Annotated in this window: 14 protein-coding genes; 4 read left to right on the top strand and 10 right to left on the bottom strand. The window is 35.7% G+C overall.

Annotation, left to right across the window (positions count from 1 at the left end):
* Positions 1-6 precede the first annotated feature (6 nt).
* The 10 genes from ACM6F9_RS17540 to ACM6F9_RS17495 form a co-directional block, all read right to left on the bottom strand.
* Positions 7-534, bottom strand: a complete 528-nt coding sequence (locus ACM6F9_RS17540; RefSeq protein WP_414846909.1) for a hypothetical protein — start codon at positions 532-534, stop codon at positions 7-9.
* Between the two features lie 48 nt (positions 535-582).
* A complete protein-coding gene (locus ACM6F9_RS17535) occupies positions 583-1,068 on the bottom strand; it encodes a hypothetical protein (protein ID WP_414846908.1) in 486 nt (161 codons plus the stop codon).
* Positions 1,069-1,173: 105 nt separating this feature from the next.
* Positions 1,174-3,462 (bottom strand): cation:proton antiporter, encoded by a 2,289-nt coding sequence (locus ACM6F9_RS17530; RefSeq protein ID WP_414846907.1) that lies wholly within the window; start codon positions 3,460-3,462, stop codon positions 1,174-1,176.
* Positions 3,463-3,558: 96 nt separating this feature from the next.
* On the bottom strand, positions 3,559-3,948 hold the full coding sequence (locus tag ACM6F9_RS17525) for a hypothetical protein (protein ID WP_414846906.1): 390 nt from the start codon (positions 3,946-3,948) through the stop codon (positions 3,559-3,561).
* 110 nt (positions 3,949-4,058) lie between these two features.
* Positions 4,059-4,769 (bottom strand): LytR/AlgR family response regulator transcription factor, encoded by a 711-nt coding sequence (locus ACM6F9_RS17520; RefSeq protein WP_414846905.1) that lies wholly within the window; start codon positions 4,767-4,769, stop codon positions 4,059-4,061.
* Positions 4,744-5,517: a histidine kinase gene (locus tag ACM6F9_RS17515; protein ID WP_414846904.1), complete on the bottom strand. Its 774-nt coding sequence runs from the start codon at positions 5,515-5,517 to the stop codon at positions 4,744-4,746. Before ACM6F9_RS17515 ends, ACM6F9_RS17520 begins: the two co-directional genes overlap by 26 nt.
* Before the next feature lie 16 nt (positions 5,518-5,533).
* Positions 5,534-5,905: a hypothetical protein gene (locus tag ACM6F9_RS17510; RefSeq protein ID WP_414846903.1), complete on the bottom strand. Its 372-nt coding sequence runs from the start codon at positions 5,903-5,905 to the stop codon at positions 5,534-5,536.
* Positions 5,905-7,095 (bottom strand): alanine dehydrogenase, encoded by a 1,191-nt coding sequence (locus ACM6F9_RS17505; RefSeq protein WP_414846902.1) that lies wholly within the window; start codon positions 7,093-7,095, stop codon positions 5,905-5,907. The genes ACM6F9_RS17510 and ACM6F9_RS17505 overlap by 1 nt, the downstream gene beginning before the upstream one ends.
* A gap of 68 nt (positions 7,096-7,163) precedes the next feature.
* The gene (tsaE, locus tag ACM6F9_RS17500; protein WP_414846901.1) at positions 7,164-7,571 is read right to left on the bottom strand and encodes a tRNA (adenosine(37)-N6)-threonylcarbamoyltransferase complex ATPase subunit type 1 TsaE; all 408 of its coding nucleotides are present in this window, start codon (positions 7,569-7,571) and stop codon (positions 7,164-7,166) included.
* Positions 7,572-8,177 (bottom strand): transglycosylase domain-containing protein, encoded by a 606-nt coding sequence (locus ACM6F9_RS17495; protein ID WP_414846900.1) that lies wholly within the window; start codon positions 8,175-8,177, stop codon positions 7,572-7,574. It lies immediately after the preceding gene.
* A 268-nt stretch (positions 8,178-8,445) separates the two neighbouring features.
* Between ACM6F9_RS17495 and dnaG the strand changes: the two genes are divergently transcribed.
* From dnaG to ACM6F9_RS17475, 4 genes are all read left to right on the top strand, one after another.
* Positions 8,446-10,434: a DNA primase gene (dnaG, locus tag ACM6F9_RS17490; protein ID WP_414846899.1), complete on the top strand. Its 1,989-nt coding sequence runs from the start codon at positions 8,446-8,448 to the stop codon at positions 10,432-10,434.
* A gap of 110 nt (positions 10,435-10,544) precedes the next feature.
* A complete protein-coding gene (clpP, locus tag ACM6F9_RS17485) occupies positions 10,545-11,231 on the top strand; it encodes an ATP-dependent Clp endopeptidase proteolytic subunit ClpP (protein WP_027373257.1) in 687 nt (228 codons plus the stop codon).
* A gap of 83 nt (positions 11,232-11,314) precedes the next feature.
* The gene (locus tag ACM6F9_RS17480; protein WP_414846898.1) at positions 11,315-11,701 is read left to right on the top strand and encodes a YciI family protein; all 387 of its coding nucleotides are present in this window, start codon (positions 11,315-11,317) and stop codon (positions 11,699-11,701) included.
* Positions 11,702-11,986: 285 nt separating this feature from the next.
* A complete protein-coding gene (locus ACM6F9_RS17475) occupies positions 11,987-13,255 on the top strand; it encodes an esterase-like activity of phytase family protein (RefSeq protein ID WP_414846897.1) in 1,269 nt (422 codons plus the stop codon).
* Positions 13,256-13,557 lie beyond the last annotated feature (302 nt).

Raw genomic sequence — 13,557 nt, 5'->3', positions numbered from 1 at the left:
CGTCTGTTATTTCTGTTGATCAGCTTTGATAATATTCAGTCTTTCTTCAACCTCATTGATTCTTTTGAGCCAATAGTTGATACCTTCCTGATTAGTTACTGTTTCTTTAAAAGCATTGCGGTTAACGGTCCATAGATGGCCGCCGTGTTTTTGATAATCCAGTTCCCGTTCCTTTTTATTTTCAGGCTCTATCCGATATCTCCAGAATACCAGAGATTTCATATATTCTGAACGAACTTTTTCCAGATAATCAATAATAGCCTTTCTATCCTGCGGAATATATCCGGGACCAGAACATCCACACGAATGGAATGTGATTCCAACAGTATACAAATCTTTGATGTGATTCCACTGTTTGTCATCATTTTTTGCCGGAGATTTAAAGTCAAGTCCCATATTAGCCATCAGACTTCCACATTCCGGGCACTTGGCTTCCACAGAAACCTGAGCATCCCGGTCCACATCTTTCAGGTGGCGGCGTTTGAATGTTTTCTGGCAGTTGAAACAGGCATAATGACCTTTGTAAACCATCATGGAGTATCGGCACATATTAAATTCTTATTCTTTGGTTAAAAGTTATTTTTATTTGTTTTTTTCCTCTTCATTAAAGTTGATTCCCATAAAGCTACTGGCACTTCGCGGATCGTATACCGACCATATATTTCCCCAGGGAAACTTAAAGGTGCAGCTTGGGTAAGGTGTTTTCTTTTTTTGGTTTGGAGGTCTTTCCAGAATCTTGGTGAGAAATATGTTGTTCCGGTAGAAAACGTTCATTTCTTTTTCTTCTGTCCAGTCTTTCCAGTCTTTGGCATCAGTCTTTTCCCAGGTGCTCATATGGATGGTATTCAATCGATCTCTGAAAAAACACAAACTGAAAGATACCTGATAACCTGTTATTTCTATATTTTTAAAGTAATACCAAAAATACCCGGTTTTTACATCCCATGTATGATGATATTGTTTTTTATAAAAATCAGACTGCTTCAGCTGATCAAGACTCATTCCCTTATAAAGACTGGTAGTAAAGGTTTCCAGTTCTATAACTCCATTTTCACTGTTAATCAGCATGTCCCAAAAAATTGAAGCTATAAATATACCCGTTTTTTCTTTACAGACAACGAATAATATTTACAGCTTCTAGTAGAAATAGAAATATCGGTGTGTTATTTGGGACTATGGGTTTGAAATTATTAATGTAGAAGGGATATCAGAAAGCCAAAGACTTTTGGTATCTATCAGGTTTTTCCAACTCTTACTGCTGATCAGCATCAGATCCTGAGAGTTCAGAAATTCCTTCTCAATTTTTTTCTCATTATACAGCGTAATGTGATTAGGAGCCACCTGTTCAATGCTTCTGATCAGTTCCTTTACTTCAATATTGTTTCTGATCTGTCCTGCTGCATCCAGAATAATAACCTGCGAATTGTTGTTATTAATCAGTCTTTTCGCATATTCCAGAAGATAGAAATCACTTAGGTTAAAAATCGGAACAAAGATTTTGTCTGCTGTTTTAAATTCTTTATCAACAAGAATTCCTACAGGAATGGTTGATTTATCCAAAACCTGAAGCGTAAGGTCATCGAAAGGAGAGGTGTTGAAAATATTTCCTTTTCCTTTTACCGTGTTCAGAAGCTTTTCAGGATTAATGATCTTAGTTGTAAAACCTAGTAAACGTCCTAATAAACTTCCTTCATACATAGATTTTCCAAGCATGATCAGAAGAAGATCATAATTTCCTTTATTGGTAATATTAGTCAGGTCACTTTCAACATCGGTGGAAGCTTTGAAAAGAGTAGTCACTTCAAGTTGAAGCTCATGAGAGGTTTCAATGACATTTTTAAACTGTTCTTTTTCAAAATTTTCGATATCGAAGGCGTGAAGTTCATCTACAGGAGCAATATTCATCGCCGTTACGCTTTTGTTTCCATTCATTTTATGGGTAAAATTGTCTGCCAGTTTCAGTAGTTTACTTCCAGCTTTTGCGGTTTCGAAAGAGAGAAGAACCCTGTATTTCGTATCATTATCATCGTGGTCTTCCTCCTCAATCATTGATTTTTTTCCTTTAAAAAGATAATTGATAAAATCAAGGCATGGTCCCGTCATAAAGGTGGTAAATAAAGCCATAATTACAAGCATTGCGAAAAGCTCAGGACCTAATACTCCTAAATCATAACCGATATTAAGAACGATAAGTTCTGTAAGTCCACGGGTATTCATCAGGGCACCTATGGTGAGACTGTCTTTCCAGCTTATTCTTAAAAACCTTGCGGTAAGGGCACTTCCAACAAATTTCCCGGTAACAGCTGTTAAAATGATCAATCCGCCGATTTTCCAAAGGTGAGGATCATTCAATAGCCCGATCTGAGTTCTTAATCCTGTAAATACAAAGAAAAGAGGCAGCAATAAAACCAGTGCAACGTCTTCTACTTTTTCAATGAAAAGATTTCTGAACTTTACATTTTCCGGCATGATAGCTCCTGCCATAAATGCTCCGAAAAGTGCATGTATACCGATAACTTCAGTGGCATAAGAAGAGATGATCAGAATCAGGAAAAAGATGGCAACCAACGATTTGTTGATGAAGCCTTTTCCTTTTTGTGATTCAGCGATTCTGTTCAGAAATGGTCGTACCGCTTTGATCATAATGAATACATACAGAATAGCCATTAGGATAACGAATACTGATCCTGAGAAAGATCCTGCTTTTACCACAGCAATTACTGCTGCCAGAATACACCATGCAGTAATATCATCAGCGGCGGCACAGGTGATAACTACAGTTCCTATTTTTGTTTTGTGAAGGTTTCTTTCCTGAACGATTCTTGCCAGAACCGGAAATGCAGTAATACTCATCGCAATAGCTATGAATAAAGCAAATGAACTGAATTGAATTCCTTCCGGTGCAAATTCTTTATAAATGAAATAAGAAAGTCCGACTCCCAAAGCAAATGGAAAAATAATACTCGCGTGGCTGATCACTACAGCATCATGTGCTTTTTTTCTCAGAACGCTCAGGTCAAGTTCCATTCCTACAATATACATAAAGAGAATCAGACCTATCTGGCTTAAAAACTGCAGATTGGGAAGCGATTCTTTAGGAAAAATAAAGGCAGAAAGTTCCGGGAAATACAATCCGAAAAGTGATGGCCCCAAAACAATACCTGCAATCATTTCACCAATTACGGAAGGCTGTTTCAGTTTTATACAGATCCATCCGAAAAGTTTGGCTACCAGTATAATGGTTACGATTTGGGCAAGAAGAAGTGCTAAAGGATGATGAAGATTGGTTAGAAAAGAATCTGCGAAATTTTCCCACATCGTAGTTCCTGTAGCTTTGGCGGGAGTAATATTTTCCCCGATTTCCAGTGTTTTTCCCTGGATAAAAAACCAGTACATCAGGCAAGAAAAGAAAGCAATGGTACTGATGTAAAAAATAATATTTTTGTATTTCCCCAAATTCATGATTCCAATATTTTATGCAAATTTGATAAGAATATAGTTATGTTAAATATTCTTTTTTTTTAAATGTAATGAATGTTCTAAAAAATGTAATAAAATCTACCTGAAAGAATAGCCGAGCCCGATTCCTATTTTCCAGTTCCCATTCTGATCAGCTGTTTTGGTATTATAGTAAGCCGGGATCTGCAGGGCAATCTTTTTATAAACCATGGTAAGACCGGCGCCTAAAGTGGGCATAATAGAACTGTTTTTAGTTCCTGATGAATGATCTTCTTTAATTCTCAGTGAAGGAAGCATTCCCAATACGAATTTTATGTTTTGGCGGGTAAGGCTTACATTGGGTCCGGTGAAGTTGATAAAAGCACCATGATCTACATATCCGGCTACTGCTATTCCGTCAAAAAATGATACCTTAACTTTTGAAGGGATTTCCTGAGAAAAACACAAGCCGGATATGAGAAGTCCTGCAGCATAGAAACAGTTTTTCATTATAAAATCAATTAATTCTATGCAAAAATAAAAGGATTGTCCGTTGGAAAAGAGGAGTTGTAATAAAGGTCAGTAATTCTGTAACGAAACCTGAAAGATTTGAAAAAGACCTATTTTCCGAAGAGTTCCATCAGGGAACTTTTATAGGCATCTCCAATCTGAAGTTTCAGGAAAGTATGGTCTTCCGCAGGAATTGTTGTGATAATTTCGTTGGTTGAAAATACCTTAATGGAAGATAAAGCAATGATTTCTTTTTTGTTTACCTGTGCGAAATCTTTGGAGGGCAGCATTTCCAGAAGGTTTTTAAAGTTCAGGTTTTTGAGAACGATTGTAGTTCCGTCACTCAGGATGATATCTTTATCTCTGCTGTCAATCTCAGAGGTTTTAATATAAGAAATCTGTTCTGTGAAAATAACCGTTTTCCCAATATTGGTATTCCATTCGATAAAAGCTTTTTTAGGGGTGTTTTCCACCAGCTCTTTTGCTTTTTCGAAGGCTTGAATAAGTCTTTCTTTTTTAATAGGTTTTCTTACATAATCTACCACATTCAGGTCGAAAGCTTCGGCTGCATATTCTTTATAAGCCGTTGTAAAGATGATTTTTTTTGAACCTGAAATAATCTCGGCCACCTGAAGGCCCGTCATTCCAGGCATTTCAATATCCAGAATACACAGATTACAGTCGAGGCTGTCTATTTCGTTCAGAAAAATTTTAGGATCATTGAAGGCTTTTACCACCTCTACATTATCAATCTGTTCACATAGAAGTTTTAAATAACTGATAGCCAGTAATTCATCATCCAGAATAACGCATTTTATCATAGAATTCTCCTAAATTGATTTTTAATTCCGCTGTGAAAATTCCGTTTTTTGAACTTCTTTCCAGCTGATAATAAGTACTGTAGATCATTTTAAGCCTTTGATCAAAAGACTGGCTTCCAAAACCGCTTTTTTCCTTTTCAAGAATATTTTTTAATGAAGCTTTATTGCTTACTTTCATGGTGAACATACCGCTTTCAAGTTCCATATAAATGGATATGAAAGAATCCTGAGCGAGAAAATCCGTATGTTTAAAGGCATTTTCTATAAGATCCACAGAGATCAGCGGAGCAAATACCTTTTCTTCATACAGCGCATCAGATTTATTAATCCTTGATTTAATTCTGAAGTCAAAAAGTGGATTGATCTTAATTTTATTGATCTCAATAAGACTTAAAGCAAAGTTAAGCTCTTCTTTCGGGCTTACATACTTATTGTTGCTTTCATACAAAATATAATCCAGTACATTCGCCAGCTTATCAAGAGACATATAAGTTTGATAAGCATGAGACTGTACCGAATTAAGGATGTTTTTAAACAAATGCGGATTCAGCTTTGTCCCGATGTGTTCCAGACGAACCTCATTTAGACGCTGTTCAATAAGCTTGTTGGTCTCTGATAATTTGGTGTTTCTCTGTTTCAGCTTCTGATTCTGGCTGAAGAGATAAATGCTGGTGGTGAGAAACAGGAAAATGGCAAATACTCCGATGAATATCAGATAATCATGAATCATGTAGTAGTTGCCTTCCATGGTTTATTTTTGAAAACTATTTAAGTTTCTTAAGATCGTTTACCGTCACTGTTTCTTCACATTTTTCAAAAGTGATTTCGTAAGACGGATTTTTTTCAGGGTAGGTGATAACATAATCCGGGCAAGGTTTCTTTTGTGCATGGCTGCGGTCAAAATCTACTTTTCCGTTGGTAATGATGCTGTCTTTTATAAATTTCTCATCAATCTTATAGGTGGTCATCGCATTTTTGGCCTCTTCAGAATATTTGAATTCTTTGGAAAGACTTTCAGCAATTACACGGCTGTTGGGTAAATATCCGCTGCAGCTTGCCCCTTTTTTGTTTAAAATAAAAAAAACGAGTAAAAGCCCCGGAACGAAGCCTATTGCATAAAATTTCAGTTTCTTCATTAGAAAATTAAAAGATTGATATCGTGGTACGTAAGTCCGAAACGGTCGCAGATGATCTTTTTGGTATGTCTTCCTTTGTACATATATAAGCTCTGCTTCATTTCGTTTTTGCGGATCAGCATGTTTTCAAAACCGCCTTCTTCGTCATAATTTAAAATATAGGAAAGGAAGAAATTCGAGATTGCCTTTGTTGTCGTTCTTGGCATTCTTGAAGTAAGGTTAGGAAGTCCGCAGTGGATGACACCGTGTTTGATGACATAAGGATCTTCCATGGTAGTGAGTTCTGAAGTTTCAATCACTTTACCATTATCTATGGTGATATCAATGATCACACTGCCTTTTTTCATTTTCATGACCATATCTTCGGTAACGATAGGAGTCATATTCAATCTTGGCAGCGCTCCGATCACTACATCAGCACGTCGTAAGCTTTTGCTGAGTTCTTTAGGATCAATAATAGAAGTCGGTACACGGCTATCTACAATGGTATGAAGTCTTCTCAGTTTTGATAAAGAGTTGTCGAAAACTTTTACGCTGGCTCCCAGACCTATTGCTGCTTTCGTAGCAAATTCACCTACAATACCGGCACCCAGGACAACTACTTCAGCAGGTCTTACTCCTGTAATACCTCCAAGCATTAGCCCATTTGATAAGGCTAATAATTCCGAAGCGTATAAAATAGAAACGGTTCCTGCAATTTCCCCAATTAGTCTTACCAAAGCCAGCTGTTTGTATTCATCAACGATAAATTCAAAAGCGATGGCATTTATTTTTTTCTCTGCAAGTTTTAAGAAATATTCTTTGTCTCTAAGATTGATCTGAAGTGCTGAAACCAGATAAGTATTAGGTTTCATGTACTCAATTTCATCTTCTGTAGGAGGATTTACCTTCAGGATAAGATCCTGTCCGAAAGCTTCCTTAGGATCATTCGTGATTTTTGCTCCAGATTCTGAATATTGTAAATCTGTAAAAAATGAACCTTGTCCGGCACCTGATTCAATAATGATTTCATGGCCGTGCTCTACCAACACCTGTACGGCGTCAGGAGTGATGCAGGTTCTCCTTTCGTTGAGACAGGTTTCTTTGGGAATTCCAATACTGAATTGTTTCCCCTTTTTTATAACATCCAATTTTTCCTCTTTCGGCATTAATTCTTCTTCTGTGAAAGGAGTAAAAATATTTGTACTCATCCTTAAATTAAATTATGTCTTACAGATTGTTTTTTTACACTCAATTAATGAGCAAAGATACATAATATTTAATCGAATGAAATTTCTCTGTTTTCACCCGTATTCACAATACTCATTGTGTGGTAGTTAAGCCCGTAAAGCTCATCCTCATAAACTTCCGGCCACTCGATGATGCATAAGAAGGAATTGTCAAGGTATTCTTCAATTCCGATATCATAGACTTCTTCAATGTTTTTTAAGCGGTAAAGATCAAAATGATAGATTTTTCCTTTTTCTGTATTGTATTCATTCACAATAGAATAAGTAGGGGAGTTTACTTCATCTTTACTACCCATATTTTTAAGCAAAAATTGAGTAAATGTCGTTTTTCCTGCTCCCAGATTTCCTTTTAATAAAAGAATATTATGTTTTAGCTGGGGAATGATGCTGTCAACAACTTCCTGCCAGTCTTCGATTTTATGGATTGTATAATTCATTTATTTCTTTAAATTTTTAGAATATAAGTTGTAAAAATGTTCTGTCCTGTCTTTTGCTCTTTCAGGATTTCTGTAACGATTGTTTTTAACTGGATTTTCGTATAAAGCTAATATTTCTGCGATCTCCATTGGCTGTAAATCTTTAACTTCTTTATTAAATAATGATTTGGAAACATTTTCAATCCCTTTTCTATTTTCTAAAAAGTCAAAATTACGGAAATTAAAATTCAGGCAATCTTTCGGGCTGTAAGAATGTTCAATATATCTTGCTATAAGAAATTGATCAAAGGAAGATTTATTTTGATATTCTAATCTAGGAAAAATAGTATTTGTCATTTGATTACATGGACATTCTTTTTTTTGAGAATTTGGATGTATGATAATATTTCCTAAAAAAGACCAGGAGTTTTGTGAGAAAGATTTTGGATAGACTGTATTATAAAAACTGTTGAAATTTTCTGGAAGTTTATTACTAGATCTAATATACCATGTAATAACCCTTTTATCAGTTGTATTTAAAATATATCTACCACCTAATTCTACATATAAGACAAATAGAAAGGCAACAAAAATTATAAATAATAAGATTTTTTTTGAATACTTCATAAAGATAATTCGTTCTTCAAAAATAATGATTTATGAGTTTTTATGAGATGTTAGAAGCTAGAAATTAGAAATTAGTGGCTGGAAGTTATTAATTATGAATGATGAATGATGAATTATAAGTTATGAGTTTAATTCCTACACTTTCAAACTCTACTCCCTTAAATCTCGAATCTCGCCATCCCGAGCCCGAAATGTTCCCACTCTAACCCTAAAACCCTCTAACTCTCAAACTCTACCAACTCTGCATAAAAATACTTAATTTTACACCATGATTTCCAAGCAGACCATTGATAAGATATTCTCCACGATCCGCGTTGAAGAGATTGTGGGTGAATACGTGCAGTTGAAAAGAGCAGGGTCTAACTATAAAGGACTCAGTCCGTTTCATGAAGAGAAGTCTCCAAGTTTTGTAGTTTCACCAAGCAAGCAGATCTGGAAGGACTTTTCTACTGGAAAAGGTGGTACAGCCATCTCTTTCCTGATGGAAATTGAGAACTTTACTTATCCTGAGGCACTTCGCCACGCTGCGAAAAAGTATGGGATTGAAATTGAAGAGGATCAGCGTGAAATTTCTGAAGAAGCAAAAAATGCTCAGACGGAGAAAGATCTGCTATATAAGATTCATGAAGTAGCCAATACCTATTTTCAGGAGATACTTTGGGATGATCATGAGGGTAGAAGTATTGGGCTCTCTTATTTCAAAGAAAGAGAACTTAAGGATGATATTATTAAGAAATTCCAACTAGGATATTCTCCGGAAAAGAAAAACGCATTTACGGCTTATGCACTTGAAAAAGGATACACCAAAGAAATTCTGGAAAAATCTGGACTATCCATTTTTCCGGAAAATACTCCGGCAGGTGTTGACCGTTTCAGAGAAAGAGTTATTTTTCCTATTCACAGTTTTTCTGGGAGGGTTTTAGGATTTGGAGCAAGGATTCTTAAGAATAATGTCAAAACAGCGAAATATCTTAATTCACCGGAAACAGAGATCTATCATAAATCCAATGTTCTTTATGGATTAAATCAAAGTAAACAGGCTATTTCCAGAAAGAATGGCTGTCTTTTGGTGGAAGGATATATGGATGTGATTTCACTTCATATGTCTGGAATTGAAAATGTTGTTGCGAGTTCCGGAACGTCTCTGACTACAGAACAAATCAAACTGATCAAGAGGCTTACGGAAAATGTAACCATTCTTTTTGATGGTGATAATGCCGGTATCAAAGCCAGTTTCCGAAGTATTGATATGCTTTTGACGGAAGGAATGAACATCCGTGTTCTGCTTTTCCCAGATGGAGATGACCCGGATTCCTTTGCCAGAAAACATCCGCAGGAATATGTAGAAAAGTACATTGAGAATGAAGCGATGGATTTCATCGACTTTAAAGCGGAAATTCTGTTAAAAGATATCGGAAACGATCCTATTAAAAAGGCTGAGGCCATAAGGGATATCGTAAAATCGGTTTCCTTTGTACAGAATGCTCTGAAAAGAGAAGTTTATCTTAAAGAAGTTTCCAATAAATTCGGACTTTCTGAGCAGAGCCTTTTCAATGAACTGGATGTTCAGAAGCAGATTACGCAGAATCAGACGCATCATGTTCAGCAGCAACAGAAGGAAAAAGCAGCAGCTCCAAAGATGGAAGTTGTTCCTTTGGATAAGGAGAAAGAAGATCCTTTCCTGTATGATGTGTTGTTTATGGAGAGCAAACTTGTAGATCATATGCTGATGTTTGGGGATATTGTTCTGAAAAGAAAAAATGAACAGGGAGAAGAATATCAAATCACTGTTATTGAAGAAATTCTTCATCATTTTGAAGAAGAACAGTATATATTTTTAGTGAAAGAAAATGAGATCATTATCAGCCAGGTGAGGGAAGGTATTCAAAAGGATGAACTTAGAAGTGGAAACTTTTTTGTATCTTTTATGGATGAAGAGATTACTACAAAGGTTGTAGATGCTTTAATTCCTTTAGATGATCTTGAAAACTGGGCTTCCAGAAATATCTATCCCCCCAATTACGGGGATAAAGTGGCAGATCAGATCAAGGGAGATGTTTTATTGCATAAATACAGATATATAGATTATCTGATCAAAGAAACTGCTAAAGAACTTGATCAGTATAGCAGTACAGATGAAATGAAGTATTATGAGCTGATTAAAAAGATTACCCTATTAAAGCAGGCTTCTATACGATTGAGTAATATCATCGAATATTCACCTATCAAAGGAATTTATATAGATAGGAAAAGATAGTGGGAGTCAGATTTTTTGATATTCTATGACAAAAAGTCCTATAAAATTTTAGGAATAAATATTGTAATTTAAACTTCGAGAATATTATAAAAATAATACATAATAGAAATATGGACATTAAAAAAGAATTCAGAGATTTCTCTGTAAAGCATTTAGGAAACAACGGTTTGGTTACCGATCAGTATATGGGAATGTATGGCCCAACGAATCTTACTCCGTACATCATGGAAGAAAGAAGATTAAACGTTGCTCAAATGGACGTTTTCTCCCGTCTGATGATGGACAGAATTATCTTCCTTGGAACAGGTATTGATGATCAGGTAGCAAACATCGTTACGGCTCAGCTTTTATTCTTAGAAAGTGCAGATCCGTCAAAAGATATTCAGATCTATATCAACTCTCCTGGTGGTAGTGTATATGCAGGTTTAGGTATTTATGATACTATGCAGATCATTAAGCCGGATGTAGCAACTATCTGTACAGGTATGGCTGCTTCAATGGGGGCTGTATTATTGGTTGCCGGAGAAAAAGGAAAACGTTCTGCACTTAAGCACTCAAGAGTAATGATCCACCAGCCTTCAGGAGGTGCTCAAGGGGTTGCTTCTGATATGGAGATCAACTTAAGAGAGATGTTGAAACTGAAGCAGGAACTTTATGAAATCATCGGTCACCACTCAGGACAAACATATGAATGGGTAGAAAAATCTTCTGACAGAGATTACTGGATGACTTCTGAAGAAGCTAAAGGCTACGGAATGGTAGATGAGGTTTTACAAAGATCTACAGAGAAAAAATAATTTATTTTAAGAATATTTTAAAAAAAGAACACGTCACAAGATGTGTTCTTTTTTTATTTTTGAGGATTAAAAGAAACAAAAATATGAAAGAATTTATGTTTTATATCCGTAATGCAGGAGATGCGAAAATGGCTCTTTCTGCCGATGAACATCTGGCATTTATAAAAAAATGTGAGGCCTATATCGAACGGCTCAAAAATAAAAACCTGCTTATTGCAGCACAGCCGATCATCCGTGAAGGCTGTATACTTTCTAAAAATACTGAGGGTTGGATAAAGACACCCATAGATCCCCATAAGGAAGTTCAGGTGGGATATTATCATATTTGTGCTAATAATATTGATGAGGCGGTTGAAATAGCGAAAGAGAATCCAGAGTTTGAATATGTACCTTCTGCAACCATCGAAATCCGACCGATTAAAATGAAAGAAGAGGAAACCAATTTTACTTATCCATCCAATAATGGGTGATGATTATTTTGGTTTAAGGTCAATAGAATTACATCATTCCATCAATTTTTTATAAAATAAAATTTGCTTAGATTCCTTCGGAATGACACAATTACAATGATGGCTTTCCCATACAGTTTTTCATTCCGTAGGAATCCAGCCATATTTAGCTATAGAATATACACTTCTTACAGCTTCCTTTCCGGATTTTCCTTGGAACTCTGGTTTTATTGTTAAGAAACAATTATCATTACATTTAAGATCAGTTTACAATCAATTGATACATTCGCAGCCATAAAATAGCATATGAAAAAATTACTATGGTCTGTTGGAGTACTGGCAGTATTAGTTTCATGTAAAAGTGATGATGATACAACAGTAATAAACCAGGATATCAATTATTCCAAACTACCTCAGGAATTTCCGTTTACAAAATTAGCTACGATAAACGGAGTGGATGTTATCAACGGAGGTTTTGGGTCCGGAGCTGCTGCTCATCCTACAAGAAAAGGTGAGTTTTATGTTATTACAGACAGGGGACCTAATACTGACTTTCAGAATGGAAAAAAATTCCTTGCTCCTAACTTTACTCCAACCATTATGCATTTTAAAATCAATGCTGACGGGAATGTAGAGGTGATCAAATATATTAAACTTAAAAATCCATCCGGGCAGCCTATTACAGGTCTTCCAAACCCTGTAGGAATGGGAAGTACAGGAGAAATTGCTTATGATGCTTCCGGAAATGTCTTAGGGACTGATAACTATGGTCTAGACAGTGAAAGTATTGTTGCAGCTGCTGACGGTACATTCTGGGTTTCTGATGAATATGGTCCGCACATTGTGCATTACAGTGCAGACGGAGTAGAAATGGAGAGAATAAGTCCGATTGGCGTAAATACAGGACCAAGAAAATTACCTGCTGTTTTGGCAAAGAGAAGAGCCAACAGAGGAATGGAAGGACTTTGCATTACTCCTGATGGAAGGACGCTGGTAGGAACAATCCAGTCGATGATGCTTGTTCCAAGCAAAGCTTTGGCAACCAATACTACTTTAACGAGAATTGTGACATTTGATATTATTACAGGGCAAACCAAACAGTTTTTGTACAAACAGGATGGTGGCGCTTCTGACTCAGTTTGTGATATTACAGCATTAAGCAATAATGAATTTTTAGTGATTGAAAGAGATGGAAATTTCGGATCTCAGGGAGGAATCAAAAAGGTTTACAAAATCAACCTTAACAATGCTACAGATGTAAATGGTGCTGATATTGCAGCTGTAGATGGTATGAAAGTGAATGGAAAAGCTTTAGAACAGTGCTCATGGGATGAAATTACCAATGCAGGAATAAAAGCTGTTACCAAAACATTAGCCGTAGATCTTGTTGCAAAACTGGGTTATGAACACGATAAATTTGAGGGAATTGTTTATTTAGGAAATAATAAACTGGCCGTTTTCAATGATGATGACTTTGGAGTAGTGGATGATGGAAATGGAAACCCGAAAGCAAAGATTTTACCTAAAACAGGTAAAGTAGACAAAGGAACAATGTATGTAGTCGATATTCAATAATTAGATTTTTTTAACAACTTTAAACGATAAATCTTCGTTTGAAAATCATTCTAAAACCTTGAAATGAACTTCGTGTAAAGCGATTTCTTTCAAGGTTTTTTTGCTTTATAACTAGATTTTTCATCGATAAATTTCTAAATTTACAGATGAATTTTGGCTTAGCTGCTATTCATGTTAATAAATTGTTGTTTTATATGTACGTGAATATCAATTTATTTAATAATGTTTAAGTAGGTGTTTGGTTATTATAATCTGATGAAGCTTATGATTGATTTTATTTTAAATAAGTGTGTATTGCAGTG

Origin of the sequence: Chryseobacterium sp. IT-36CA2, from assembly GCF_949767875.1 — a bacterium.
In the GTDB taxonomy this organism is placed as follows: domain Bacteria; phylum Bacteroidota; class Bacteroidia; order Flavobacteriales; family Weeksellaceae; genus Chryseobacterium.
Note: the sequence above shows the minus strand (reverse complement) of the source record. Positions and strands in the feature narration are given on the sequence as shown.